Origin of the sequence: Frigoribacterium sp. 9N (assembly GCF_902506305.1) — a bacterium.
Taxonomy (GTDB): Bacteria; Actinomycetota; Actinomycetes; order Actinomycetales; family Microbacteriaceae; genus Frigoribacterium.
In genome coordinates this window covers 299,296-324,289 of record NZ_LR733391.1, presented here as the reverse complement: position 1 = coordinate 324,289, position 24,994 = coordinate 299,296, and the positions used below count along the sequence as shown (strand labels likewise).

General features: G+C 71.3%; 22 protein-coding genes and 1 pseudogene. 19 read left to right on the top strand and 4 right to left on the bottom strand.

Annotated features, from left to right (window positions below):
- Nucleotides 1-55: 55 nt before the first annotated feature.
- The 15 genes and pseudogenes from ARTHRO9V_RS02040 to ARTHRO9V_RS01970 all read left to right on the top strand — a co-directional run.
- Nucleotides 56-1,387, top strand: a complete 1,332-nt coding sequence (locus tag ARTHRO9V_RS02040; protein ID WP_199736192.1) for an RIP metalloprotease — start codon at nucleotides 56-58, stop codon at nucleotides 1,385-1,387.
- Nucleotides 1,388-1,467: 80 nt separating this feature from the next.
- On the top strand, nucleotides 1,468-2,616 hold the full coding sequence (ispG, locus tag ARTHRO9V_RS02035; protein ID WP_171007237.1) for a flavodoxin-dependent (E)-4-hydroxy-3-methylbut-2-enyl-diphosphate synthase: 1,149 nt from the start codon (nucleotides 1,468-1,470) through the stop codon (nucleotides 2,614-2,616).
- A 230-nt stretch (nucleotides 2,617-2,846) separates the two neighbouring features.
- Complete coding sequence (locus tag ARTHRO9V_RS02030; protein ID WP_056045848.1) at nucleotides 2,847-3,770, top strand: MetQ/NlpA family ABC transporter substrate-binding protein; 924 nt, start codon at nucleotides 2,847-2,849, stop codon at nucleotides 3,768-3,770.
- Between the two features lie 81 nt (nucleotides 3,771-3,851).
- Complete coding sequence (locus ARTHRO9V_RS02025) at nucleotides 3,852-4,913, top strand: methionine ABC transporter ATP-binding protein (RefSeq protein ID WP_056045846.1); 1,062 nt, start codon at nucleotides 3,852-3,854, stop codon at nucleotides 4,911-4,913.
- Entirely contained in the window at nucleotides 4,913-5,572 is a 660-nt protein-coding gene (locus ARTHRO9V_RS02020) for a methionine ABC transporter permease (protein ID WP_056045843.1), read from the top strand. The genes ARTHRO9V_RS02025 and ARTHRO9V_RS02020 overlap by 1 nt, the downstream gene beginning before the upstream one ends.
- 55 nt (nucleotides 5,573-5,627) lie before the next feature.
- Nucleotides 5,628-6,659 (top strand): MoxR family ATPase, encoded by a 1,032-nt coding sequence (locus tag ARTHRO9V_RS02015; protein WP_082460258.1) that lies wholly within the window; start codon nucleotides 5,628-5,630, stop codon nucleotides 6,657-6,659.
- Nucleotides 6,660-6,664: 5 nt separating this feature from the next.
- Nucleotides 6,665-7,552 carry a DUF58 domain-containing protein gene (locus ARTHRO9V_RS02010; RefSeq protein ID WP_056045840.1) on the top strand — a complete coding sequence of 296 codons (888 nt, stop codon included), beginning with the start codon at nucleotides 6,665-6,667 and terminating at the stop codon, nucleotides 7,550-7,552.
- Nucleotides 7,539-8,021, top strand: a complete 483-nt coding sequence (locus tag ARTHRO9V_RS02005; RefSeq protein WP_056045838.1) for a hypothetical protein — start codon at nucleotides 7,539-7,541, stop codon at nucleotides 8,019-8,021. The genes ARTHRO9V_RS02010 and ARTHRO9V_RS02005 overlap by 14 nt, the downstream gene beginning before the upstream one ends.
- Nucleotides 8,012-9,010, top strand: a complete 999-nt coding sequence (locus ARTHRO9V_RS02000; RefSeq protein WP_056045834.1) for a VWA domain-containing protein — start codon at nucleotides 8,012-8,014, stop codon at nucleotides 9,008-9,010. The genes ARTHRO9V_RS02005 and ARTHRO9V_RS02000 overlap by 10 nt, the downstream gene beginning before the upstream one ends.
- Nucleotides 9,007-10,101 carry a VWA domain-containing protein gene (locus ARTHRO9V_RS01995; RefSeq protein WP_056045832.1) on the top strand — a complete coding sequence of 365 codons (1,095 nt, stop codon included), beginning with the start codon at nucleotides 9,007-9,009 and terminating at the stop codon, nucleotides 10,099-10,101. The genes ARTHRO9V_RS02000 and ARTHRO9V_RS01995 overlap by 4 nt, the downstream gene beginning before the upstream one ends.
- Nucleotides 10,098-10,934, top strand: a complete 837-nt coding sequence (locus tag ARTHRO9V_RS01990; RefSeq protein WP_056045829.1) for a hypothetical protein — start codon at nucleotides 10,098-10,100, stop codon at nucleotides 10,932-10,934. Before ARTHRO9V_RS01995 ends, ARTHRO9V_RS01990 begins: the two co-directional genes overlap by 4 nt.
- Nucleotides 10,935-10,960: 26 nt before the next feature.
- The gene (locus ARTHRO9V_RS01985; protein ID WP_056045826.1) at nucleotides 10,961-12,721 is read left to right on the top strand and encodes a proline--tRNA ligase; all 1,761 of its coding nucleotides are present in this window, start codon (nucleotides 10,961-10,963) and stop codon (nucleotides 12,719-12,721) included.
- Between the two features lie 163 nt (nucleotides 12,722-12,884).
- Complete coding sequence (nusA, locus tag ARTHRO9V_RS01980; protein ID WP_056045823.1) at nucleotides 12,885-13,874, top strand: transcription termination factor NusA; 990 nt, start codon at nucleotides 12,885-12,887, stop codon at nucleotides 13,872-13,874.
- A gap of 4 nt (nucleotides 13,875-13,878) precedes the next feature.
- Nucleotides 13,879-14,370 carry a YlxR family protein gene (locus ARTHRO9V_RS01975; RefSeq protein ID WP_369794377.1) on the top strand — a complete coding sequence of 164 codons (492 nt, stop codon included), beginning with the start codon at nucleotides 13,879-13,881 and terminating at the stop codon, nucleotides 14,368-14,370.
- 88 nt (nucleotides 14,371-14,458) lie between these two features.
- Nucleotides 14,459-14,824 (top strand): annotated as a pseudogene (locus tag ARTHRO9V_RS01970) (translation initiation factor IF-2 N-terminal domain-containing protein); the annotation flags it as partial.
- Between the two features lie 273 nt (nucleotides 14,825-15,097).
- Here ARTHRO9V_RS01970 and ARTHRO9V_RS01965 read toward each other — a convergent pair.
- Entirely contained in the window at nucleotides 15,098-16,033 is a 936-nt protein-coding gene (locus ARTHRO9V_RS01965; protein WP_159825225.1) for a hypothetical protein, read from the bottom strand.
- 182 nt (nucleotides 16,034-16,215) lie between these two features.
- Nucleotides 16,216-16,746: a 6-phospho-3-hexuloisomerase gene (gene hxlB / locus ARTHRO9V_RS01960; RefSeq protein WP_370516164.1), complete on the bottom strand. Its 531-nt coding sequence runs from the start codon at nucleotides 16,744-16,746 to the stop codon at nucleotides 16,216-16,218.
- 291 nt (nucleotides 16,747-17,037) lie between these two features.
- Between hxlB and ARTHRO9V_RS01955 the strand changes: the two genes are divergently transcribed.
- Nucleotides 17,038-18,939: a GAF domain-containing protein gene (locus ARTHRO9V_RS01955; protein ID WP_159825221.1), complete on the top strand. Its 1,902-nt coding sequence runs from the start codon at nucleotides 17,038-17,040 to the stop codon at nucleotides 18,937-18,939.
- Nucleotides 18,940-19,073: 134 nt separating this feature from the next.
- On the opposite strand, the gene ARTHRO9V_RS01950 is transcribed toward ARTHRO9V_RS01955, so the two are convergent.
- On the bottom strand, nucleotides 19,074-19,898 hold the full coding sequence (locus ARTHRO9V_RS01950) for a DUF817 domain-containing protein (RefSeq protein ID WP_201298901.1): 825 nt from the start codon (nucleotides 19,896-19,898) through the stop codon (nucleotides 19,074-19,076).
- Nucleotides 19,899-20,417: 519 nt separating this feature from the next.
- Nucleotides 20,418-20,732: a hypothetical protein gene (locus tag ARTHRO9V_RS01945; RefSeq protein ID WP_056046878.1), complete on the bottom strand. Its 315-nt coding sequence runs from the start codon at nucleotides 20,730-20,732 to the stop codon at nucleotides 20,418-20,420.
- Nucleotides 20,733-21,038: 306 nt separating this feature from the next.
- Between ARTHRO9V_RS01945 and ARTHRO9V_RS01940 the strand changes: the two genes are divergently transcribed.
- The 3 genes from ARTHRO9V_RS01940 to ARTHRO9V_RS01930 are packed head-to-tail and all read left to right on the top strand — an operon-like array spanning nucleotide 21,039 to nucleotide 24,943.
- Nucleotides 21,039-21,827 carry a DeoR/GlpR family DNA-binding transcription regulator gene (locus tag ARTHRO9V_RS01940; protein ID WP_056046880.1) on the top strand — a complete coding sequence of 263 codons (789 nt, stop codon included), beginning with the start codon at nucleotides 21,039-21,041 and terminating at the stop codon, nucleotides 21,825-21,827.
- A gap of 26 nt (nucleotides 21,828-21,853) precedes the next feature.
- On the top strand, nucleotides 21,854-22,822 hold the full coding sequence (locus tag ARTHRO9V_RS01935; protein ID WP_159825498.1) for a 1-phosphofructokinase family hexose kinase: 969 nt from the start codon (nucleotides 21,854-21,856) through the stop codon (nucleotides 22,820-22,822).
- 33 nt (nucleotides 22,823-22,855) lie between these two features.
- On the top strand, nucleotides 22,856-24,943 hold the full coding sequence (locus ARTHRO9V_RS01930) for a fructose-specific PTS transporter subunit EIIC (RefSeq protein WP_159825219.1): 2,088 nt from the start codon (nucleotides 22,856-22,858) through the stop codon (nucleotides 24,941-24,943).
- Nucleotides 24,944-24,994: the final 51 nt, after the last annotated feature.

Below are 24,994 nucleotides of genomic sequence, written 5' to 3'. Positions count from 1 at the left end.
GTCGTCATGGCCCCGGCGCGGTGGACGTCCGGGCACGGGCGGCTACCCTTGCCCGGTGCAGACGATCCTCCTCTTCGTGCTCGGCGTCCTGGTCATGGTCGTCGGGCTGGCCGTGTCGATCGCCCTGCACGAGGTGGGCCACCTCGTGCCGGCGAAGAAGTTCGGCGTGAAGGTCGGCCAGTACATGATCGGCTTCGGGCCGACCGTCTTCTCGCGCAAGAAGGGCGAGACCGAGTACGGCGTCAAGGCCCTGCCGCTCGGCGGCTACATCTCGATGTCGGGCATGTTCCCCCCGGGAAGGACCGGGGGAGGCGCGCGCCAGTCGAGCACCGGCTTCTTCAACACCCTCGTGCAGGACGCCCGTACGGCCAGCGCCGAGACCGTCGACGAGGGCGACGAGTCGCGCACCTTCTACCGTCTGCCCGTGTACAAGCGCGTCATCATCATGCTCGGCGGCCCGTTCATGAACCTGCTCATCGCGATCGCCCTGTTCGCGGTGCTGCTCTGCGGCTTCGGCGTCCAGCAGGCGAGCACGACGGTCGGCAGCGTCAGCACCTGCGTCCTGCCCGCCGGCTCCACCGAGACGAGCTGCCCCTCGGACGCGCCCGAGGCCCCGGCCTACGCCGCGGGCATGCTGAACGGCGACCGCATCGTGTCGATCGACGGGACGACCGTGACCGACGGCGACCAGATCACGGGCATCCTGCAGCGTTCTCCCGGCGACACCCTCGACGTCGTGGTCGACCGCGACGGCACGGAGCGCACGCTCCAGGTGACTCCGGCCCTGTCCGAGCGCTACGTGACGACGTCGAGCGGGGCCGTGGCGACGAACCCCGACGGCAGCTCGCAGACGCAGGAGGTCGGTTTCGTCGGCATCGGGTTCGCCTACGAGAAGGTGCGCGAGCCCGTGACGGCCGTGCTGCCGGCGGTCGGCGACAACATCTCGCACGTCGTCGGTGTCATCGTCACCCTGCCGCAGCGACTGGTCGGGGTGGCCCAGGCCGCCTTCGGCGGGGCCGAGCGCGACCCGAACGGACCGGTCAGCGTCGTCGGCGTCGGTCGCATGGCGGGCGAGATCGCCAGCCTCGACACGATCCCGGTGGTCGACCGAATCAGCACCCTCGTCGGGCTGCTCGCGAGCCTCAACGTCGCCCTCTTCGTGTTCAACCTGGTGCCGCTGATGCCGCTCGACGGCGGTCACGTGGCCGGGGCCCTGATCGAGGCGATCCGCCGCGGCTTCGCCAAGCTCCTCCGCCGGCCCGACCCGGGCCCGGTCGACACGGCCAAGGCCATCCCCGTGACCTTCGCCATCGTGATCCTGCTCGGCGGCATGACCGTCCTGCTCACCTACGCCGACATCGTGAACCCGATCGACATCTTCGGCTGACGTCCGGTCGCGAGCGACCCGTGACGCACCGGTCACGCGTCCGTCACTCGGCGTCCAGCGCCGAGGTTTACGATGACTTCGTGCCAGCAGTCAATCTCGGAATGCCGAAGGTCCCCGAAGTCCTCGCCCCGCGCCGCAAGACGCGGCAGATCAAGGTCGGCAAGGTGCTCGTGGGTGGCGACGCCCCCGTCAGCGTGCAGTCGATGACCACGACTCCGACCCCCAACATCAACGCCACCCTGCAGCAGATCGCCGAGCTCACGGCCAGCGGCTGCGACATCGTGCGCGTCGCCGTGCCGAGCCGTGACGACGCCGAGGCCCTTCCGATCATCGCGAAGAAGAGCCAGATCCCGGTCATCGCCGACATCCACTTCCAGCCCAACTACGTCTACCAGGCGATCGACGCCGGGTGCGCGGCGGTCCGGGTCAACCCCGGCAACATCCGCAAGTTCGACGACCAGGTCGGCAAGATCGCCGCCGCGGCGAAGGCCGCCGGCGTCTCGATCCGCATCGGCGTCAACGCCGGCTCGCTCGAGCCCAGCATCCTGCAGAAGTACGGCAAGGCCACCCCCGAGGCGCTCGTCGAGTCCGCCGTGTGGGAGGCCTCGCTCTTCGAGGAGCACGACTTCCACGACTTCAAGATCTCGGTCAAGCACAACGACCCGATCGTCATGGTCAAGGCGTACCGCCAGCTCGCCGAACGCGGCGACTGGCCCCTGCACCTCGGCGTGACCGAGGCCGGGCCCGAGTTCCAGGGCACGATCAAGTCGGCCACGGCCTTCGGCATCCTGCTGAGCGAGGGCATCGGCGACACCATCCGCGTCAGCCTCAGTGCCCCGCCCGCCCAAGAGGTCAAGGTCGGCCTGCAGATCCTGCAGTCGCTCAACCTGCGCGAGCGCAAGCTCGAGATCGTCAGCTGCCCGAGCTGCGGTCGCGCCCAGGTCGACGTCTACAAGCTGGCCAACGACGTCACCGACGGGCTCGAGGGCATGACCGTCCCGCTGCGCGTCGCCGTCATGGGTTGTGTCGTCAACGGTCCTGGCGAGGCCCGAGAGGCCGACCTCGGCGTCGCCTCGGGCAACGGCAAGGGTCAGATCTTCGTCAAGGGCGAGGTCATCAAGACCGTTCCCGAGTCCGAGATCGTCCAGACCCTCATCGACGAGGCGAACCGTCTCGCCGCCGAGATGCCCCCCGGCGAGCTGGGCTCGCCCGAGGTCGTCACCGTCTGATCGGGTCCACCCCGGGGGCGACGCGACCCCCGTCAGGAGGCGCGGTGCGAGATCTCTCGCACCGCGCCTCCTTCGTGTGGTCGCTTCCGCGGCCGGGCCGACGGGGCCGTGTGTCGTCGTGTGACGCCCCGATGTGACGCGCCCCGGGGCGTCCGCCAGCATGGACGACGCACCGTGACGGCCCCGGCCCACCCCCGAGCGGTGCTCCCGCAGCGCCCCGAGAGGAACCCATGACCAGCAGCGCCCCCCTGATCGACGCCCCCAAGAAGGGCCCCGGTCGTCTGATCGCCGTCATCGTCGCGGTCGTCGTCGTGCTCGCCGCCGTCGGCATCGCGATCGGAGTCACCCGTGGCGGTGGCGACGACGAGACCGTCCGCATCGGCGTCGTGGGCGCGAGCGACCCGTACTGGGCCGACTTCGTGCAGGCCGCGGCCGACGAGGGCATCACGGTCGACCTCGTGGACTACTCGGACTACGAGCAGCCCAACCCCGCCCTCGCCGACGGCGAGATCGACCTGAACCAGTTCCAGCACATCGTCTACCTCGCGCAGTACGACGTGGCATCCGGCAACGACATCGTGCCGATCGGTTCGACGGCGATCTACCCCCTGCCCCTGTACTCGTCGAAGTACACCGAGCTGAGCGACTTCCAGGAGGGTGACACCATCGCGATCCCCGACGACTCGAGCAACCTGGCCCGCGCCCTGCTCGTCCTGCAGTCGAACGGCCTGGTCTCGCTGAAGGACGGCGGGACGATCTTCTCGGGCGTCAACGACGTCGACGAGTCGAAGTCGAAGGTGAAGGTCGCGACGGTGAGCGCCGACCTCGCCGCCACGTCACTGCCCGACTACGCCGGTGCGATCATCAACAACGACTTCGCGACGAAGGCCGGTCTGTCGACCGACGACGTCATCGCCCAGGACGACCCCAACGACCCCTCGTCGGTGCCCTACGCCAACGTCTTCGCCGCCCGGGCGGAAGACAAGGACGACGCCACCTACCAGAAGCTCGTCCAGATCTACCAGGACACCAAGGCCGTCACCGACGGCGTCGTCGACAACTCGGGTGGCACGGCGATCATCACGAAGATCCCCGCGAGCGACCTCGAGAAGTCGCTGACCGAGACCGAGAAGCTCGTCGAACAGAACGGCTGACCCACCAGGTCGCCACCCCGGCCCGGACCGCGCGCAGCATCCGCTCGCGGTCCGGGCCTCCGCCCGTGCCGAGGAGAACGCGTGCCCGCCATCACCCTGACCGACGTCGTCAAGACGTACCCGCCCCGTGAGAAGGGCGCCGCACCGCTGACCGCGGTCGACGGCGTCAGCCTCGAGATCGCCGAGGGCGAGATCTTCGGCATCATCGGCTACTCGGGCGCGGGGAAGAGCACCCTCGTCCGCCTCGTCAACGCCCTCGAGCCCACGACGAGCGGGAGCATCCGCGTCGACGGCCGCGAGATCACCGGCCTCCGTGAGCGCGAACTGCGCTCGGTCCGGGCCGGCATCGGCATGATCTTCCAGCAGTTCAACCTGTTCTCGTCGAAGACGGTCTGGGGCAACGTCGAGTTCCCGCTCAAGGCGGCGGGGGTACCCAGGGACGAGCACCAGCGGCGGATCAGCGACCTGCTGCACTTCGTCGGCCTCGGCGACAAGGCCCACGCGCGGCCGGACCAGCTCTCGGGTGGTCAGAAGCAGCGCGTCGGCATCGCCCGCGCGCTCGCGACAAATCCCCGCATCCTGCTCGCCGACGAGGCGACGAGCGCCCTCGACCCCGAGACGACCAGCGAGGTGCTCGCCCTGCTCAAACGCGTCAACGCCGAGCTCGGCATCACCATCGTCGTGATCACCCACGAGATGGACGTCATCAAGTCGATCGCCGACCGGGTGGCCGTGATGGACTCCGGCCGCGTCGTCGAGACAGGCCCCACCTTCGAGGTGTTCTCCGACCCGAAGCAGGCGTCGACCAAACGGTTCGTCTCGACGGTCATCGCGGGCACGCCGCACGGTGACGAACTCGATGCGCTGCGGGCCCGCCACCCCGGCGTCCTGGTGTCGGTGCGCATCGCCGAGGGTGGCGTCGACCAGCGCGACGTCTTCGCGCTGCTCGCGCGTCACGGCCTGTCGTTCGAGATCGTCTTCGGCGGCGTGAACGACATCCAGGGACGCACGTTCGGCACCCTGACCCTCGCCGTGACCGGCGACGACGCGGCCGTCCGAGCGGCCGTCGCCGAGCTGGGCGACGACGCGACCGAACTGCCCACCTCGCCGACGACGTCGGTCCGACCCACGGAAGGACGCTGATGGACTCCCTGATCGAACTGCAGCCGATGCTGTGGCAGGCGGCCGTCGAGACCGTCTACATCGTCGCCCTGACCCTCCTCTTCGGCGGCATCGGCGGACTCCTGCTCGGCTTGGCGCTCTACCTGACGCGGGGCGGAGCCCTCTTCGCGAACCGCGTCGTCTACGGCGTGCTGAACGTGGTCGTCAACGTGTTCCGACCGATTCCGTTCATCATCTTCCTGGCCGCGGCCCAGCCGTTGGCGAGGTTCGTCATCGGGTCGGGCAGCGGCAACCCGGCCATCATCTTCACCCTGTCGCTCGCCGCGTCGTTCGCCATCTCGCGCATCGTGGAACAGAACCTGCTCACCGTGCAGCCGGGCGTCATCGAGGCCGCACGGGCGGCGGGGGCCGGCCCGGCCCGCATCATCGGAACGGTGCTGCTGCCGGAGGCGCTCGGACCGCTCGTCCTCGGCTACACGTTCATCTTCGTCGCGCTGGTCGACATGTCGGCGGTGGCCGGCTACATCGGCGGCGGCGGGCTCGGCAACTTCGCCCTGCTCTACGGCTACCGGCAGTTCGACCCGGTCGTGACCTGGGCCGCGGTGCTGCTGATCATCGTGCTGGTGCAGCTCGTCCAGTTCCTGGGCAACTGGCTGGCGAGGCGCGCGCTCCGGCGATGAGGCGCGGTGCCCGGGGGCACGGGAGCTGTCGGGGGACTGGTTTACAGTGGGGCGCGTGACCGACACCGCCACCGCCAGCCCGACCCCGCCGCCGGCTCCGGCCCCCGTGACGCCCGCCGAGCTCGAGCGGGCTCGGCAGATCGTCGGGGCGGTGTCGCAGGCGTTCGGCCGCAAGGTCGTGGGTCAGACCGCACTCCGCGACACCCTGCTCGTCGCCCTGATCACCGGCGGGCACGTCCTGCTCGAGAGCGTCCCGGGGTTGGCCAAGACGACCGCGGCACAGACCATCGCGCAGTCGATCGACGCGAGCTTCCGGCGCATCCAGTGCACGCCCGACCTCCTGCCGAGCGACATCACGGGCACCCAGATCTACGACGCCCAGAAATCGACCTTCGTCACCCAGCTCGGGCCGGTCCACTCGAACTTCGTCCTGCTCGACGAGATCAACCGGTCGAGCGCCAAGACCCAGAGCGCCATGCTCGAGGCGATGCAAGAGCGACAGACGACCATCGGGGGCACGGTCTACCGACTGCCGTCGCCCTTCCTCGTCCTGGCCACCCAGAACCCGATCGAGCAAGAGGGCACCTACCAACTGCCCGAGGCGCAGCTCGACCGCTTCCTGTTGAAAGAGATCCTCGACTACCCGACCCCCGCCGAGGAGGCCGAGATCATCCGGCGCATCGAGAGCGGCGTCTACGACGAGGCCGCCGCACCGTCCACGGGCGTCGGCCTGGCCGACGTCGTCTACCTGCAAGACCTGGCCAAGCGCGTCTACGTCGACGCGTCGATCGTCAACTACATCGTGCAGCTCATCTACGTCACGCGGCACCCGCAGCAGTACATCCCGGCGACCCTTGCCGACTACGTCGAGTTCGGGGCCAGCCCCCGGGCCAGCATCGCCTTCATGCAGGCGGCCCGTGCCCTCGCCCTGCTGCACGGGCGCGACTACGTCATCCCCGAAGACGTCAAGCACCTGCGCCACTCCGTGCTGCGACACCGCATGATCCTCAACTACGAGGCCACGGCCGACGAGGTCGCGCCCGAGACGATCATCGACGCCGTGTTCGGCGCCGTCCAGACCCCCTGACGCCGGTGGCCAGCCTGTTGCTGCGCGTCAGGACGAAGATGGGGCTGTTCGCCCACCGACGCACGATCGACCTGCTCGAGGGCGGCTACGCCTCGGTGCACCACGGGCGCAGCCACGACTTCGACGACCTCCGGGCCTACGTCCCGGGCGACGAGGTGAAAGACATCGACTGGAAGGCCACGGCCCGTCACGGCGAGCCCCTGGTCAAGCGGTACATCGCGAGCCGCCGGCAGAACCTCGTCCTCGTGATGGACACCGGTCGCAACATGGCCGCGACGGCCACGAGCGGCGAATCGAAGAAAGACATCGCCCTGATGGCGGCCGGCGCCCTCGCCTACATCGCCGCCAAGCACGGTGACGTCGTGTCACTGGTGGCGGGCGATTCGTCGGGTACCCGCGCGCACCCGGCGGGCGCGACCGAAGCCCACCTCGAGACCCTCCTGCGGCAGGTCGACCGACGCGTCGACCTCGACGCCCCGACGAGCGACCTCGCGGCCGTGCTCGAGTGGGTCGCGCGGGGCATCCGGCGGCGCTCCATGCTGCTCGTGATCACCGACGACGTCGCGATCGACGATCGCATCACCCGGTTGCTCCGGCGTCTGCGCGCGCAGCACGAGGTCGTCTGGCTGACGATCGGCGACGCCGACCTGATGACGCGCGCGGGTCGGGCGGGCGAGGTCTTCGACGTCCGCGAGATGGCCGGACTGCCGGCGTACCTGCGCGAGAACGCGCAGCTCCGTCGAGAGTTCGACGACTCCTCCCTGCGGCGCGTCGGCGACACCGAGCGCGAGCTCCTGGCCCTCGGCATCAGCAGCCAACGGCTCGGCAGCCAGGCCGAGGTCGTTCCCGGGCTGTTCACCCTGATAGAGAAGCACCGTCGTGTCGGGCGCTGACGACTTCTTCGGGCCCTACCAGTACCCGCTCTGGGTGCTCTGGCTGGTGCTCGGCCTGGTCGGGCTGGCACTCGTGGCCGCCTGGTACGTCTTCGTGATCCGTTTCTCGGCCCGCCGCCTCCCTCCGGCCCAGCGGGCGGCCCGCGCGGCCTCCCGACCGGTCGCCCTCGCCGACACCAAGGAGAAGTACCTCGCCCTGATCGACGAGGTCGAGACGGCCGCCTCCTCGGGGCGGCTGAACGACCGTGGCGTGCACTCCCGGCTCAGCCTGCTCCTGCGGTTCTTCGCGCACGAGACGAACGGGGTCGACACCCACGTGATGACCCTCGCCGACCTCCGCGAGTCGAACCTGCCCCGGCTCGTCGGTGCGGTCGAGCAGTACTACCCGCCGGCCTTCCGGCTCGAAGCGCCCGGCGACCCGGCCCGTGCCGTCGCCACCGCGAGGGACCTGGTGTCGTCATGGGGCTGATCTTCTGGTGGGTCCCGTTGGTCGCACTGGCGGTCGTGGCGGTCGCGGCATGGCTCTACGTGCGGTGGAGGCGCCGCGACAGAGCGCGCCTCCGTCGCCTCGGCGTCCCGGTCGCGCACGGCGAGCGGCTGACCGCGCTGCCCGCGTACCAGCGCGTCGTCCGGCGCTACCGTGCCGCGCTCGCGGTCGTCCTCGTCGCCATGGTGGCGCTGACCGGCATCAGCGTCCTGCTCGCGGCCCGCGTCTCGAGCACCGACGTCGTCGAGCCCCAGTCGTACAAGCGCGACATCATGCTCTGCCTCGACGTGTCGGGTTCGATGACCGAGGTCGACTCCCAGATCGTCGACACCTTCTCGACCCTCTCGCAGGGGCTCGACGGCGAACGCGTCGGGCTGTACCTCTTCGACAGCTCGGCCGTGCAGGCGTTCCCGCTCACCGACGACTACGACTTCGTGCGCACGCAACTCGAGCAGTACCGCGACTCGTTCGACACCATGGGCGAGAACGGGACCCGCTACTGGACGGGCACCGACCTCGGTGACGGTGCGTCGCTGATCGGCGACGGTCTGGCGTCGTGCGTCCTCGGGTTCGGCGACGACGACAGCACGCGGCCCAAGTCGGTCGTGCTCGCCACCGACAACTACGTCAACGGCAAGGCCCTGCTCACGCTCACCGAGGCTGCCGACCTGGCGACCGAGCGCGACGTCCGCGTGTACGCGGTGAACCCCGCCGACCACGCCACGGACGCCGTGGCCGACCAGGTCGCCGCCGAACTGCGCACCGCGGCCGAGTCGACCGACGGTGGCTACTACGCCCTCGACGACTCGACGACCGTGCCGCAGATCGTCGACGAGATCGACGCCCGCGAGGCGGGGCTCTTCACCGGTGCCCGACGGCTCGTGGTGACCGACCACCCGCAGGCCCTGGCGATCGCCGCCCTGCTCGTCGCGATGGGCGGGCTCGTCTTGCTCTGGCGGGTGCGCCTGTGATCGCCCGGGCGCTGGTGTTCCAGCCCGTCCTGCCCTGGTGGCTCCTCGCCGTGGCCGCCGTCGCCCTGCTCGGGTTCACGGGCTGGCGCGTGGTGGCCGAGCGGGGCCGACGACGGGCCCTTCTCACCTGGGTGCGACGTCTGGTCATCGTCGCCCTGCTCCTCGTCGTCGCCGTGCGGCCGAGCCTGCCGGGCGGGTCGGCGCAGGCGTCGGTCGCCCAGCTCAACGTCTTCTTCGTGGTCGACACGACGTCGAGCATCGCGGCGGAGGACTGGGGCGACGGTCGGCGTCGACTCGACGGGGTGCGGGCCGACATCGCCGAGGTCACCTCGCAGCTGGCGGGAGCCCGGTTCTCGCTGCTGTCCTTCGACAGCACCGCCGTCCTGCGGACGCCGCTGACCGACGACGCCTCCGCCGTGGTCGCCGCGGCCGACGCCATGAACCAAGAGGTCACCTACTACTCGAGCGGCAGTTCCGTCAGCGAGGCGAACGACCTGCTGGCCGAGCGGCTGTCCGAGGCCCGGCAGAGTGCGCCCGAACGGGCCAACGTCGTCTACTACCTCGGCGACGGCGAGCAGACCAGCGGCACCGAGCCCGAGAGCTTCGCGGCATCCGCCGGCGACGTCGACGGCGGTGCCGTCTTCGGCTACGGCACCGAGCGGGGAGGCAAGATGCGCGTCTTCGACGGCTACGGCGACGAGTACTCGACGAAGGAGTACATCCAGGACCGCACACAGCCCGGCGATCCCGATGCCGTCTCGACGATCGACGAGGACGCCCTGCGGCGCATCGCCGATCAGCTCGGCGTGCCGTACGTGCACCGCACGGCCGACACATCCGTCGACGCTGCGGTCGCGGACGTCCGCGACGGCGCCGTGGCCTCCGACGAGGGACGGGCCGACAGCCTGATCGACCTCTACTGGATCGCCGCGATCCCCCTGTTCGTCCTGCTGCTCCTCGACGTCGCACTCGTGGCGAGGGCACTGGGCGAGGTCCGTCCACCACGGCCCGTCCGCGCCGGACGCGGTCGAGGGCGCGGTGCGCCGTCGGGACCCGACGCCTCACGACCCGAGAGGCGAGTCCGCCCGTGACCGACACCCTCGTCCCCCCGCCCGTCGACGAGATCCGCCGCGCCCACGAGGCCGAGGCCGGGCCCGACGTCGAGCAGTACCGGAGACGCCTCCGGCGTCGGCTGCTGCTCTGGTCGGCCCCGGTCGTGCTCGTGGTGCTGCTCGTGGCCCTGAAGCTGCTCAGCCTGCCCGCCTTCGCCGCCCTGACGCAGTGGTCGTACGGCGACAGGGAGTTCGAGCGCAGCGCCTCCTGGTCCGAACCCCTCGGCGTCGCCAACGTGGTCGAGCCCTGGGTGCACCACTTCGACCGGGGGACCGCCTACGCCCAGATCGGCGTGCTCGACGTCGCGCGTCAGGAGTTCGTCACGGCACTCGACCTCGCCCCCGACGACGCCACGATCTCGTGCGTCATCCGGGTCAACCTGGTGCTCACGATCGAGGCCCAGGGCGATGCCGCCCTGCTCGAACTGCGCTACGCCGACGCCGAGGCGCTGTACGAACTCGGGGCGAAGACCGTCGACGAGGCTCCCGAGGGGTGCTTCCAGCCGCCGGAGGACCCCCGGCAGCCCGACACCTCCCAGCCGCTCGACGACGCCCAGCAGCGCCTCGACGAGAAGGGGCAGCAGGCCCAGGGGGGCGAGGGCGACGAGCAGCAGCCCGGAGGGGACGACGGCAGCGATCCCGGCGCCGGGGGAGACGAGCCCGGCGAGGGCGAGGGGCAGGCCGAGTCCGACGACCCGCTCGACCAGCTGCAGCAGCAGGGCGAACAGAGCCAGCAGCAGCAACAGCAGGACACCGACCGCGACCGCTACTACGAGCAGAACCCGGGTGACTACGACGGCAAGCCGTGGTGACCCGGGCACGCCCCTAAGCTGGACGGGTGTCCACACGTCTCTCCCAGCTCTTCGTCCGCACCCTCCGAGAAGACCCCTCCGACGCCGAGGTGACCAGCCACCGGCTGCTCGTCCGTGCCGGGTACATCCGCCGTCAGGCACCTGGGGTCTTCGCCTGGCTGCCGCTCGGCCTGCGCGTCAAGGCGAAGATCGAGGCGGTCATCCGTGACGAGATGCAGGCCGCCGGCGCCCAAGAGGTGCACTTCCCCGCCTTGCTGCCTCGCGAGCCCTACGAGGCCACCGGGCGGTGGACCGAGTACGGCGACGGCATGTTCCGGCTGAAGGACAGGAAGGACGCCGACTACCTCCTGGCCCCCACGCACGAGGAAGCCTTCACCCTGTTGGTGAAGGACCTCTACTCGTCCTACAAGGACCTCCCGCTGACCCTGTTCCAGATCCAGGACAAGTACCGCGACGAGGCTCGACCCCGGGCCGGCCTGCTGCGCGGCCGCGAGTTCACCATGAAGGACGCCTACTCGTTCGACGCGTCCGACGCCGGCCTGGACGACAGCTACCAGAAGCAGCGCGACGCCTACGAGCGCATCTTCACGCGGCTCGGCCTCGAGTACGTCATCGTCAAGGCGGATGCCGGGGCCATGGGCGGTTCGCGCAGCGAGGAGTTCCTGCACCCCACAGCCATCGGCGAGGACACCTTCGTCCGCTCGGCGGGCGGCTACACCGCCAACGTCGAGGCCTTCACGACGATCGTCCCCGACACGGTCCCGCTCGAGGGCCTCGCCCCCTCCCGTCGCCTGGCACCGGCCGACACGCCGACCATCGACTCGCTGGTCGCCCAGCTCAACGCCGACGAGTCCCGCGACTCCGGGCCCTGGACGGCTGCCGACACGCTCAAGAACGTCGTCGTCGCCCTCAGCCACCTCGACGGACGCCGTGAGCTCGTCGTGGTCGGCCTGCCGGGTGACCGCGAGGTCGACATGAAGCGGCTCGAGGTCGCCTTCGCCCCGGCCGAGGTCGAGGCCGCCGGCGACGCCGACTTCGCGAAGAACCCCGTGCTGGTCCGTGGCTACCTCGGCCCCCAGGTGCTCGGTGGCGAGTCCGACTCGGGCATCCGCTACTTCGTCGACCCGCGCGTGGTCGAGGGTTCGGCCTGGGTCACCGGGGCGAACGAGAAGGGCGTGCACGTCGCCGACCTCGTCATGGGCCGCGACTTCACCGCGGACGGCACCATCGAGGCCGCGCAGGTCCGCGAGGGCGACCCCGCGCCCGACGGTTCCGGCCCCATCGAGACCGCCCGCGGCATGGAGATCGGTCACGTCTTCCAGCTCGGCCGCAAGTACGCCGAGGCGCTCGGCCTCAAGGTGCTCGACGAGAACGGCAAGCAGGTTACGGTCACGATGGGCTCGTACGGCATCGGCGTCACGCGCATCCTCGCGGTGATCGCCGAGGCGAACAACGACGCCAAGGGCCTGATCTGGCCGGCCAACGTCGCCCCCTTCGACGTCCACGTCGTGGCCACGGGCAAGGACCCCGTGGTCTACGAGGTCGCCGAGAAACTCACCGCCGACCTCGAGGCCCACCGTCTCGACGTCCTCTACGACGACCGACCCAAGGTCTCGCCCGGCGTCAAGTTCGGCGACGCCGAACTCCTCGGCGTGCCGCAGATCGTCGTCGTCGGCCGTTCGGCCGGCGAGGGCGTCGTCGAGCTCTGGGACCGCCGCACGGGCGAGCGCACGCCGGTCCCCGTGGCCGAGGCCGTCGCGACCCTGACGGCTCCGCGAGCGTCCTGAGCGCCGGCACCGCGCCTCCTCGTCCCGGTCGTGGCGACCCCGAGGAGGCGCGGTGTCGAGCTCGCGGACGGTCCGCCGTCCACCCCGCTCTCGGGTACCGTAGGGGGATGCTGCGCGCGCCATCGTGCGTGCAGCCTGCAGATCTGAATAGTGGAGGCCCTCAGTGGACATCGACCTGAGCGTGCTGCGTCTCATGGAGCGCGAGCGTGAAATCCCCTTCGACGAACTCGTGCGCATCATCGAGCAGGCCATCCTCACGGCCTACCTCAAGCACACGAACCAGCCCGAGAGCCGCATCCCGGTCGCTCGCGTCGAACTCGACCGCAAGACCGGGCACGTCTCGGTCTTCGCCATCGAACGCGACGACGAGGGCGAGGTCGTGGGCGAGTCCGTCGACAGCCCCAGCGACTTCGGCCGCATCGCGGCCTTCGCGGCCAAGCAGGTCATCAACCAGCGCCTGCGCGACATCGGTGACGACAAGGTGCTCGGCCAGTTCAAGGGCCGTGAGGGCGACATCGTCGCGGGCGTGATCCAGCAGGGGCCCAACCCCCGCATGATCCACGTCGACCTCGGCACCGTCGAGGCGATCCTCCCGCCCGAGGAGCAGGTGCCGGGTGAGAAGTACGCCCACGGCTCGCGCATCCGCGTGTACGTCACGGGTGTCAGCAAGGGCACCAAGGGGCCGCAGATCACGGTCTCGCGCACCCACCCGTCGCTCGTGCGCAAGCTCTTCGCCCTCGAGGTGCCCGAGATCGCCAGCGGCGTCGTCGAGATCGTCTCCCTGGCCCGCGAGGCCGGCCACCGCACCAAGATGGCCGTCCGTGCGACCGAGCCCGGCGTCAACGCCAAGGGTGCCTGCATCGGCGAGATGGGACAGCGCGTCCGCGCCGTCACCACCGAGCTCAACGACGAGAAGATCGACATCGTCGACTACTCGAGCGACCTCCCCACCTTCGTCGCCAGCGCCCTGTCGCCGGCCAAGGTGTCGTCGGCCTTCGTGATCGACGCCTCCACCAAGGCCGTCCGGGCACTCGTCCCCGACTACCAGCTGTCGCTCGCCATCGGCAAGGAGGGCCAGAACGCCCGCCTCGCCGCGAAGCTCACGGGCGCGCGGATCGACATCCAGCCCGACAGCATCCTCGAAGACGACTGAGTGGATGTCGATCCGCGCGCCGGGTCGACGACGCGCCAGCGTCGGCGGCCCGGTCACGGGAATGACCCATCCAGCCCGACAGCATCCTCGAAGACGACTGATCGCCCCGACGAGAACCCGGGTGGTCGAGGGCGACCGGCGCACCACGCCGTTCGCCCTCGGCGTCTCCCGTCCGACGACCCGAGGGGGTAAGGTGGAACCCGTCAGAACGTGCATCGGTACTCGAGCGCGCGCTCCACGGTCCGCACTCGTGCGGGTCGTCGCCCGAAACGGACGTCTCGTGGTCGATCCGACCGCGACCCTTCCCGGGCGGGGTGCGTGGTTGACGCCGTCGATCGACGCGTTCGAGTCGGCAGTGAAGCGCAAGGCCTTCCGCCGTGCACTCCGCCTCGACTCCGAACCCGACGTCGACGAGCTCCGCGCCCACCTCACGCGGATCACCACTTCACGACCCATCGCCACGACAGAACAGGCTGAACGGCACATGGACAACTAATGAGCAACCACTAATGAGCGGCTCGAAATGAGACCCGTCCAGAACTAAGGCTCTTCCCGTCTCGGGAAGGGCCCGAGACAGGAGAACTGTGGCTAAACCACGCGTACACGAGATCGCCAGCGAGCTGGGGATCGACAGCAAGACCGCACTAGAGAAGCTCAAAGAGATGGGCGAGTTCGTCAAGGGACCGTCCTCCAGTGTCGAGCCTCCCGTCGCCCGCAAGCTGCGCCAGGCCTTCGCCGGTGCCGCGAAGCCCGCGACCCCCGCCGCCAAGGCCCCCTCGGCCGGTGCCGCTGCGCAGCCCGCGAGCTCGGCGCCCAAGCCCGGCGGCCCCCGTCCGGCAGCCCCCAAGCCTCCCGTCGCCGAGCCGACGCCCGCCCCCGTGGCGGCTGCCGAGCCCGACGTCGACGCGGCACCCGCACCCGTCGCCCCGCTGACGGTCGCCGAGCGCCAGNGGTCGGGCGGGGTGGGCGGGCCATCGGGCCTCCGATGCTCGGGTGGTATCGGTCTGTGCGGCGTGGATTGCATACAATCCTGCCGCACGCCCCAGTTTTGTATACGAATTGTTTCGCGCGGGTAAAACGTGGCCCGGCCGGTCCGGCTCCGGCCCGTCTCGCCTAGAAACGCACCGCCCGCACCCGCACCCGCTCCGAGGTCGCACCACGATCGCGTCACGGAACCACACTCGGGGTTGGTTCGACGACTCGGAAGTGGTGCGACCTGAGCGTCACGGCAAGGGCAGCCCTGCTGAGCGGAGGTTCGCGGCCAGGCGGGGTGGGTGCGACAACTCGTCCCAGACCGTTCGCGCGAATCCGTTGACCTCGGGCCGGTTGCGGATGCGGTCCTCTCGGATCTTCTCGTCCACCACGACTTGTCCGGGCGACCGGCCGTTCTTCCACCGCCCTTCCGCGTACTTGATCCGTCCGTCGAATTCGAGCACGACGCCGAACCGGGGCCACCAGAAGTCGACGACGTCGGCGAAGAGGCCGCCGTCTCCCCAGGTGAAACGCTGCTGGAGCACCGGAGGAGGCGCGCCCAGCTCGTGCAGGACGACCCGCGTCAGCGACTCCCCCGGGGATTCGGCCTCGGGCGTCGCGAAGGCGACCGCCCGGCGTGCACTCGGCAGGCCTCGTGCCGACCCACGTCCGTCGAGGACGTGCCGCACGTCATCCGCGGTGGCGAGCCCCCTCCGCACGAGGGCATCGAGGGCGACCACCGCGTCACGGAACGACGACGTGAGGGCGAGATCGGCTGCTGTTCGAGCCGGAGAGGTGAGGGAAAGTGGAGGGAGCGACCGCACCTCCTCACCGGAGAGCGGTCCCGGGTGCCGCACGACGTTCGCCGTCGTCTGGGTCGTGCGGCGGTCCGGGTCGACGACGTGCACGCGGCTCGGCCACTCACCGAGGGCCGGCAGCTCCCAGCATGCGGCCGCCGACGCATGAGACACCACCATCCGCGAAGCGAGCCGCGGCATGACGGCGAGGACGAGGATCAGGTGGCGATCCCGAGAGGAGGCCGCTCGCCACGCGGCAGCGTCGACGGCTGCCCCACGACGCACCCGGACGAACTCACCCCGCTCGACACCACGACGCACGGCCTCGGACTCCCGCCGCCCGTGCTCGAGCCGGTCGGACCGGATGATGTGGGGCAGATGTTCGATCACAGGGAGAGACTGCCGTCACATGGCGGCCCGCCAGTGGTTGTCCACAGGCAGGGCGACGACGAGGTCACACCACGTCTGCGGCATCGAACCGCCCGACGGGGCAGTTCGATGACTCGACGGTGGTGCGACCTCGTGCAGAGCGGGGCGAAGAAGCCGCGCGGAGGCGAGGAGGCGCGGGGCGGCTACTCGAGGTTGGCGTGGCGGGGCCAGAGCTCGTCGGCATCGGCACCCGAGCGCTTCCACAGCGCGTGGAAGACGGCGTCGCCGAGCAGCACGACGGTCTGCTCGAACAGCCCGCCGGCGTACTGCGACGACGCGGCTCCCGAGCGGTCCTGCTTGTCGGCGGCGGGCACCACGAGCACGGCCTCGGCCAGGTCGGCCAGCGGCGAGTCGGCGGCGGTGGTGATGGCGGCCACCCGCGCCCCGGCGTCGACGGCCGTCCGGGCCGCGGCGACGATGCCGGACGTCGTGCCCGAGCCGCTCGCGGTGAGCAGCACGTCCCCGTCGGCGATGGCCGGCGTCGTGACCTCGCCGACGACGTGGACCTCGAGTCCGAGGTGCATCAACCGCATCGCGGTCATGCGGAGGGCGAGACCCGAGCGACCCGCACCGTGGACGAAGACGCGCTCGGCGTCGTCGAGCAGGTCGGCGAAGGCGTCGAGCTGGCCGGACGTGTCGGACGAGTCGTCGCCTCCGGCGTCCACGTCGAGCACCGCCGAGACGGCGGCGTCGACCTCGTCGGCCACGAGCTCGAGGGCGGTGGCGACGGAACCGTGGTCGTCGTCGGGGGTCGTGCTGTCTGCGGGGGTCACGCGTACCAGCCTGCTCGCCCCGCGCCTCCCGCGTCCAGGTTCGGGCCGGCGGTCCGCGTCGACGGGCTCCGGGCGGGGGTGCGACCAGAAGGGGGGCCACCGTCGACCCGCACTGGGGGCAGCCCGGCTGCCGACCGCTGCCTAGCCTGGGACAGGGGGACGAGACACCGAGAGACACCCGAGGAGCACCACGTGACCAGGACGGTCGACACACCCGCGCACCCGACGCGCAGCTACGAGCGGCTGAGGCCTGCCATGCGCCTGTTCTACCTGTGGACGCTCTCGCGTTCCCGCCACGTGCCCTCCCCGCGCGGACGGCCGACCTACCGGGCGGACTCCCCCGACCCCGACACCGTGCTGCTGATCGGCACGGGTCCGACCCACGGCTTCGGCGTGACGAGCCACGAGCAGGCGCTCACGGGTCAGATCGCCAAGGAGACCTCGAAGAGCACCGGTCGCGCCTGCTCGGTCGACTACATCGGCGACGAGATGATGAACGCCGGTTCGGCCCGTTCGTGGATCGGCGACCACGACCTCAGCCTGTACGACACGGTGGTCGTGATGCTCGGCCTCAACGACGCCGTCATGCTCACCCCGCTCGAGGGATGGCAACGTGACGTGACGACGCTCGTCACCGACCTGACCCGCCGCGTCCACCCGACCGCCCGCATCGTGCTGGTCGGCGTGCAGCCCGTGCGCTCGGTCACGCGGTTCGACAACCCGTTCGGATCGGTCGCCGACCGGCACGCCGCCCGCATGAACGAGATCACCGAACGGATCGCCGCGCAGCACCCGTCGGCCTCGTACTTCCGGCTGCCCCCGGGAGAGCTGCAGCCCGGTCGCCCGCACGGCTGCGAGACGATGTACCGGCAGTGGGGCGCCGTGGTCGCCGACCGGGTGGCCCCGACCCTCGACGTCGTGCGCCGCGGCGAGACCGTCGAGCACATCGGACGCACGTCCGTCGCGCCCGTCGTGCCCGAGCGGGTCGCCGCCCAGCTCGAGGTGGCCCGACTGGCGGCGTCGGTGGCCGCACCGGCCCCGGTCGACCCGGTCGTCGCGCAGCTGGAGGCCGCGCGGGCGGCCGTCGCCCGACTCGAGGCCGAGCAGGCCGTCGCCCGTCTCGAGGCCGAGCAGGCCGTCGCGGCACGCCCGGCGGACGCACCCGCGTCGGCACGCCCGGCGGACGCACCCGCGTCGGCCCCCGCAGCCGCAGCCGCACCCGCACCAGCGCCGGCCCCGGCAGACGCACCCGCGACCGCTCTCGGAACCGGGGCCACCCCGTCGACCGACACCGCGCCTCCTGCCCGTCCGCGTCGGGCCCTGCCCGAGCCGACCTTCGAGTGGTCGGGAGCCGAGAAGCTGGTCGAGCTCGCGAGCAGCGGCGGGTCCGACACCCTGCAGGACCTCGCCCGCCGAGCCGAGAAGGAGTTCGGCGTCGACGTCGCGGTCGTCTCGCTGCTCGACGGCAAGAAGCTCTACTACGCGGTCAACACCGAACTGCTGCCGGTCTCGATCCCCCGCGAGCTGACGTTCTGCGACGTGACCGTCGCGGCCGACGCGCCCGTGATCGTCGAGGACGCCCGCAAGGACGACCGGTTCAAGGACAACCCCTACCTCGACCTCAACCACGGGTACTTCTACGCCGGGCACCCGATCCACTCGTCGTCCGGCGAGGCGATCGGCACCTTCTGCCTGCACAACACGCGGCCCCGCAAGGCGAAGAGCGTGTCGTCCGAGAAGCTGGCCGAGTTCGCCCGGCTCGCCGAACTCGAGCTGCAGAGCTACGAGACGGCCGAGGGCGGTCACGACCTGCCGACGATGTACGAGACCCGGGAGGCGGCGGTCGCGGCGGCCGTGTCGGGTCGCGCCCCACAGGCGGCCGCGCTGGCACGGGGCGTGGCCGACGCCACGAGCGTCGTCGCCGCGCCCCAGCCCGTGGCCGCGCCCACGACTGCGCCCACGGCTACGGCTGCGGCTGCGGCTGCGGCTGCGGCTGCGGCTGCGGCTGCGGCTGCGGGCACGGTCCCCGTGGTCGCCGCTGCTGCCGCACCCACTCCGACCCCCACGCGCGTCGGCCGCCACGCCGCTCCCTGACCGCGACCTGCGGGCGAGGACGCACCACGTCCGCGTCGTCGAACCACCCGAGAGCGTGGTTCGACGACGCGACGGTGGTGCGACCGGCACACCACCACACCGTCACACCGCCACGCCGGCGCGCCGGCGCGCCGTCACGCCGTGGCGGTCGCTGACGCGCCCTTCTGCTGCTTCAGCCACAGCACGAGCATGAAGCTGAAGATCACGAGCACCATCCACGAGCCGATCTTGCTGGGGTGCACGAGGCTCCAGCCGTCGACCTGCGAGGCGTAGGTCCAGGCACCGAGCAGGGTCGCGGCGTTCTCGGCGACCCAGATGAACAGCCCGATGAGGGCGAACGACACGAGCAGGGGCATGCGGCGGTCGACGCCCCGCACGCGGAAGGTCACCGACCGCCGGGCGATCAGCAGCGCGGCGACGCTGAGCAGCACCCAGCGCAGGTCGGCGATCCAGTGGTTTGTGAAGAAGTTCACGTAGAAGCCGACGGCGATGGCCATGGTCGCCGCCATCGGCACGGGGTCGACGCGGAGGTCGAGCCGGCGCCACGCCTGGCAGATGTAGCTCGCGACGGCCGCGTACATGAAGCCGCTGTAGAGCGGCACGTCCCCCAGGCGCAGCACGCCGGGCTCGGGGTACGACCACGAGCCGATCGCGACCTTGAAGACCTCGAGCCCGAGGCCCAGGACGTGGAAGACGCAGATGACGAGCAGCTCGTCCCGGGTCTCGAGCCGCGTCGCGACGAGGACGACCTGCACGAGCAGGCACCAGATCAGCATCGCGTCGTAGCGCGGCACGCCCACGTCGACCACGCGGGTCACGGCGAGCCCGGCGAAGATCGCGACGGCGAACGCGCACGAGAGGGCCTGGGCGCGGCCGAAGGCCAGCAGGTCGAGCAGGGACTCGCGCGCCCGGGCGACGCGACCCGGCCCGTGAAGCGGGACGACCTCGACTGCGGACACCGTGCCTCCTCGGGGTTCGTCGTCGGTGCGGGCCGGGTGGCCGCACCGTCGCGCCCCGCGGGTGCGACCTCGTCCACGCTACGAACCCCGAGGAGGCGCGGCGTCCGCCCCGAGGATCACCCGCCTCCTCCGCGGGTCGCGTCCGCGGACACGCGAGAGCCCCCTCGCCGTGCGGGGAGGGGGCTCTCGTGGGGTGCTCGTCGGCGTCCCGCGCTGCGGGTCGCTGGTACGCACCGTCGACGGGCCGGGCGTCAGCCCGTCCGAAGTCGTGCACCGGGCCGGGGCCCGGGACGGTCAGATCTGGTCGTCGTCCACCAGGCCCGCCACGAAGGGGTAGCGGTCGGCCACGTACTCGTGGAGGTCGGGGTGGACGAGGGTGTCGAGCGAGGGAAGTGAGGAGGTCATGGTCGGGCCGTTCAGTCGAGGTCGTCGGTGTCGTCGAGGGCCGTGTCGAAGTACGACACGTGATCGCCGACCTGGTCGGCGAGGATGCGCTGGGCGAAGGTCACGACGCGCGCCTCAGGCCGACATCGCGTGGGCCGGAGCGGCCACGAGGAAGTCGGCGTAGGTGGGCTCGTCGACCCGGGCGACGGCCGAGACGGCTGCCGAGATCGGCGCGGCGAGGGCGACGGCCGCGACTCGCGCCCGACGACGGCGGGGGTAGGTCTCGATGCGGACGGCCGGGACGCGGGGGTCGCGGCGGTAGAGGCCCGCGTCGACGCGACCGGTGGTCGGGCGGGTCGCCGCGGGGCGGGCCGAACCGACCGTGCCCCGGACGAGCGAGACGAGTTGCTCGTGGCCGAGGCCCTGGAGCGAGGTGCTGCTGGTGTTCATGTTCTTCTCATTTCTGGTGACCCTGCGTCACCTGAGGAACCTGCTGGAACTCCGGCACCGCCCGTGAAGTCGGTGCCCGTACCGCCGTGAACCGGTACGCCCACCACTGTGGCAGGCCGATTGCTAGATGAACTAGCCAGATCGGGAAGAGTGCGCATTGCGGACATGGCTCGGTCCTCGCCTGCACGATCTGCGTTCTTCTTCGTTTTTCTGCTTTTGTCTTGTTTTCTCTGTGGAAGCGACGTACAGTCGGCCCACGCCGGCAGCACGCATGCCGGCAGCACCGCGAGACGACGAGGAGGTCGCATGTACGCCACCGAACGGCACGAGTCGATCGCCGAAGCCCTGCGCTCGGCTGGTCGGGTGTCGGTCAGCGATCTCGCCCTGCGTCTCGACGTCACGGCCGAGACGGTCCGCCGAGACCTCGACGCCCTCGAACAGGCGGGCCTGCTCCAGCGCGTGCACGGCGGTGCCGTCGCCGCCGGCCGCTCCAGCGTCAGCGAACTCAGCCTGAGCGAGCGCGAGACCCGGCACAGCCCCGAGAAGACCTCGGTGGCCCAGGCCGCCGCGCACCTCGTGCCGCCGACGTTCACGGGCTCGATCGCCCTCGACGCGGGCACCACCACCGCCGCCGTCGCCGCCGAACTCGCCCGCTGGACGCCGGCGACGCCCGGCACCGTCCTCACCGTCATCACCAACGCCGTCCCGATCGCGGCGCTGCTGCAGCACAGCCCCCACGTCGACCTGCACCTGCTCGGCGGACGCGTCCGCGGGCTGACCAGCGCCGCCGTCGGCACCAGCACGGTCGAGCAGATCCAGGCGCTCCGCCCCGACATCGTCTTCGTCGGCGCGAACGGCGTCAGCGCCGGCTTCGGGCTGTCGACCCCCGACGAGTTCGAGGGCGCCGTCAAGTCGGCGTACGTCCGTGCCGGACGCCGCGTCGTGGCCGTGGTCGACCAGACCAAACACGGCGAGGAGGCGCTGGTGCGGTTCGCTCGCCTGGCCGAGATCGACACCGTGGTCACCGACGCGCCCCCCGCGCCCGACCTGGGCGAGGCCCTCGAGCTCGCCGACGTCGAGGTGATCGTCGCATGAGCGCCCCGCAGCCAGGAGGCACCCGCATGATCCTCACCGTCACCGCGAACCCCTCGCTCGACCGCACGATCGAGCTGCCGGGCACCCTGCAGCGCGGGGCGGTCCAGCGCTCGGTCAGCACGACCGACGAGCCCGGCGGCAAGGGCGTCAACGTGTCCCGGGCCCTGGCGGCGTCGGGTGCCGAGACCGTGGCCCTGCTGCCCGGCGCCCTCGACGACCCGGTCCTCGTCGCCCTGCGCGAGCGAGGCGTGCCCACCGTCAACCTGCCGATCGGCCAGCGCCTCCGGGCCAACGTCACCCTGACCGAACCCGACGGCACGACCACCAAGATCAACGAGCTCGGCCCCGACCTCGGCTCCCACGTGGACGAGCTCACGGCCCTCGTCGTCGAACACGCGGCCCTCGCCTCGTGGCTGGTGCTCGCCGGCTCGCTGCCGCCCGGCCTGCCGACGACCTGGCTGGCCGACGTCGTCCGGGCCGTGCGCGCCTCCTGCGGTGACGCCGCCCCGCGCATCGCGGTCGACTCGTCGGGCGAGCCGTTCGCGGCCCTGATCGCGTCGGGCGTCGGCATCGACCTCGTCAAGCCCAACGCCGACGAGCTCGCCGAGATCGTCGGCGGCGACCCCGAGGCGTACGAGGCCGACCCGGCCTCGGCCGTCGCCGGGGCCCGACGCCTGCGCGAGCTGGGCGTCGAGACCGTGCTGCTCACCCTCGGCAGCGCGGGCGCCCTGTTGATCGACGACGAGGGCTCGTGGTTCGCCGCCGCCCCCGTCATCACCGCCCTGAGCACGGTGGGCGCCGGCGACTCGTCGCTGTCGGGCTACCTGCTCGCCGAGACGGCCGGGGCACCCGCCCCGGCCCGCCTCGCCCAGGCCGTCGCGTCCGGAGCCGCCGCCGCGGCCCTGCCCGGCAGCATCGTCCCCCGCCTCGACCAGACCTTCCCTGACGACATCGACGTCGTCCCGGTGGCCCCCGCGGCCGTCGGGCACCTCTGAGCAGCGTCGCCCAACCCCAAGGAGCAGAACAGCATGTCATCCCTCATCAGCACCGACCTCGTCGGTCTCGACGAAGACCTGGGCGGCACGTCGACCGACGTCATCCGCGCCCTGGCCGCGCGCGTCGCGGCCTCGGGCCGCGCCGGCTCGGCCGATTCGCTCGCCGACGACGCCATCAAGCGTGAAGCCTCGGTCGGCACCGGCGTCCCCGGCGGCATCGCGATCCCCCACGCGCGGTCGGCCTCGGTCACCGAGCCCACCCTCGCCTTCTCCCGGCTCGCGCGCACGGTCGGCTTCGGTGCCCCCGACGGCGACGCCGACATCGTCTTCATGATCGCGGTGCCCGAGGGCGCCGACGGCGACCACATGACGGTCCTCTCGACCCTCGCCCGCGCCCTCATCCGCGACGACTTCACCGCCGCCCTCCGCGCCGCGAAGACGCCCGCCGACATCGTGCAGCTCGTCGACGACGAGGTCAGCGGCGAGGTCGCCGAGACGCGCGGCGCCACCGCCGCCTCCGCGTCCGGGGCGACCAGCGCCTCCTCGTCCGCGGCCGCCGCGACGGGCGACGGCGCGCGGCGCCCGAAGCTGGTCGGCGTCACCGCCTGCCCCACCGGCATCGCCCACACCTTCATGGCCGCCGACGCCCTCGTCGCCGCGGCGAAGCGCCTCGGCGCCGACCTGCAGATCGAGCCGCAGGGCTCGGGCACGGTCACTCCCCTCGACCCGGCCGTCATCGCCGAGGCCGACGCCGTGATCTTCGCCGTCGACGTCGACGTGCGCGACCAGGGCCGCTTCGCCGGCAAGCCCGTCGTCCGCGGACCGGTCAAGCGCGGCGTCGACGCTCCCGACGCCATGGTGAAGGAGGCGCTGGCCGCCGCCAAGGACCCGAACGCCGCCCGCGTGGCCGGCACGGCCGGTGCCGCCGGTGCCGCCGTGGGCTCGACCGCCGAGAAGCAGGGCTTCGGCTCGTCGCTCAAGCGCTGGCTGCTGACCGGCGTCTCGTACATGATCCCGTTCGTCGCCGGTGGCGGCCTGCTGCTCGCCCTGGGCTTCCTGCTCTCGGGTTACGAGATCGCCGGCAACGCCGCGACCGTGCTGACCGACTACTCGCTCGTGAACCTGCCGCCCGAGGGCCTGATCTACTTCCTCGGTGCCGCCGCGTTCCAGATCGGCAACCTGTCGATGGGCTTCCTCGTCGCCGCCCTTGCCGGTTACATCGCCTATGCGATCGCCGATCGACCCGGCATCGCGCCCGGTTTCGTCGCCGGTGCCGTCGCGGTCTTCATGGGGGCCGGCTTCATCGGCGGTCTCGTCGGTGGTCTGCTCGCCGGCTTCGCCGCCTACTGGATCGGCAAGCCCGACGTGCCCCGCTGGCTGCGCGGCCTGATGCCCGTCGTGATCATCCCGCTGCTCGCGTCGATCTTCGCCTCGGGTCTGCTCGTGCTCGTGCTCGGCGGCCCGATCGCCGCCCTGACCGTCGCCCTGACCGACTTCCTCAACGGCCTCAGCGGCACCGGGGCGATCGTCCTGGGCGTCATCCTCGGCCTCATGATGTGCATCGACCTCGGTGGTCCGGTCAACAAGGTCGCCTACTCGTTCGCCGTCGCCGGCCTGTCCGCGGGCTCCATCAGCGACAACCCGGCCCCCCTGATGATCATGGCCGCCGTGATGGGCGCCGGCATGGTGCCGCCGCTGGCCATGGCCCTCGCGTCGACCGTCCTCTACCGCAAGGGCTTCTCGCAGGTCGAGCGCTCCAACGGCACGGCCGCCTGGCTGCTGGGCGCCTCGTTCATCTCCGAGGGCGCGATCCCCTTCGCCGCAGCCGACCCGCTGCGCGTGATCCCCGCCAGCATGGTCGGAGGCGCGGTGACCGGAGCCATCTCGATGGCCGCCGGCGTCACGTCGCAGGCCCCCCACGGTGGCATCTTCGTGTTCTTCGCCATCGGCAACCTGGGCATGTGGGCGTTGGCGATCGTCGCCGGCACCGTCGTGAGCGCGTTCGTGCTCGTCCTGCTGAAGAAGTTCGTCCGCCGGGGTGCGGCCGCCGGGGCCGACGCGTCGGCCGAGGCCGCCGAGGCCGGTTCGGTCGTCGGCCAGCGCAGCCCCGTCGCCGCGTAGCAGCGACGCCGTCGACGCGACCACACGAGGAGGCGCGTTCCGGGAAGTCCC

What these genes read in the sequence shown, in the direction of transcription:
- ARTHRO9V_RS01940 (WP_056046880.1), top strand. Translation starts at nt 21,039, where the DNA reads ATGTACGCCACCGAACGGCACGAGTCGATCGCCGAAGCCCTGCGCTCG.
- ARTHRO9V_RS01975 (WP_369794377.1), top strand. Translation starts at nt 13,879, where the DNA reads ATGTCGATCCGCGCGCCGGGTCGACGACGCGCCAGCGTCGGCGGCCCG.
- ARTHRO9V_RS01945 (WP_056046878.1), bottom strand. Translation starts at nt 20,732, where the DNA reads ATGAACACCAGCAGCACCTCGCTCCAGGGCCTCGGCCACGAGCAACTC.
- ARTHRO9V_RS01935 (WP_159825498.1), top strand. Translation starts at nt 21,854, where the DNA reads ATGATCCTCACCGTCACCGCGAACCCCTCGCTCGACCGCACGATCGAG.
- ARTHRO9V_RS02020 (WP_056045843.1), top strand. Translation starts at nt 4,913, where the DNA reads ATGGACTCCCTGATCGAACTGCAGCCGATGCTGTGGCAGGCGGCCGTC.
- ARTHRO9V_RS02000 (WP_056045834.1), top strand. Translation starts at nt 8,012, where the DNA reads ATGGGGCTGATCTTCTGGTGGGTCCCGTTGGTCGCACTGGCGGTCGTG.
- ARTHRO9V_RS01930 (WP_159825219.1), top strand. Translation starts at nt 22,856, where the DNA reads ATGTCATCCCTCATCAGCACCGACCTCGTCGGTCTCGACGAAGACCTG.
- ARTHRO9V_RS02030 (WP_056045848.1), top strand. Translation starts at nt 2,847, where the DNA reads ATGACCAGCAGCGCCCCCCTGATCGACGCCCCCAAGAAGGGCCCCGGT.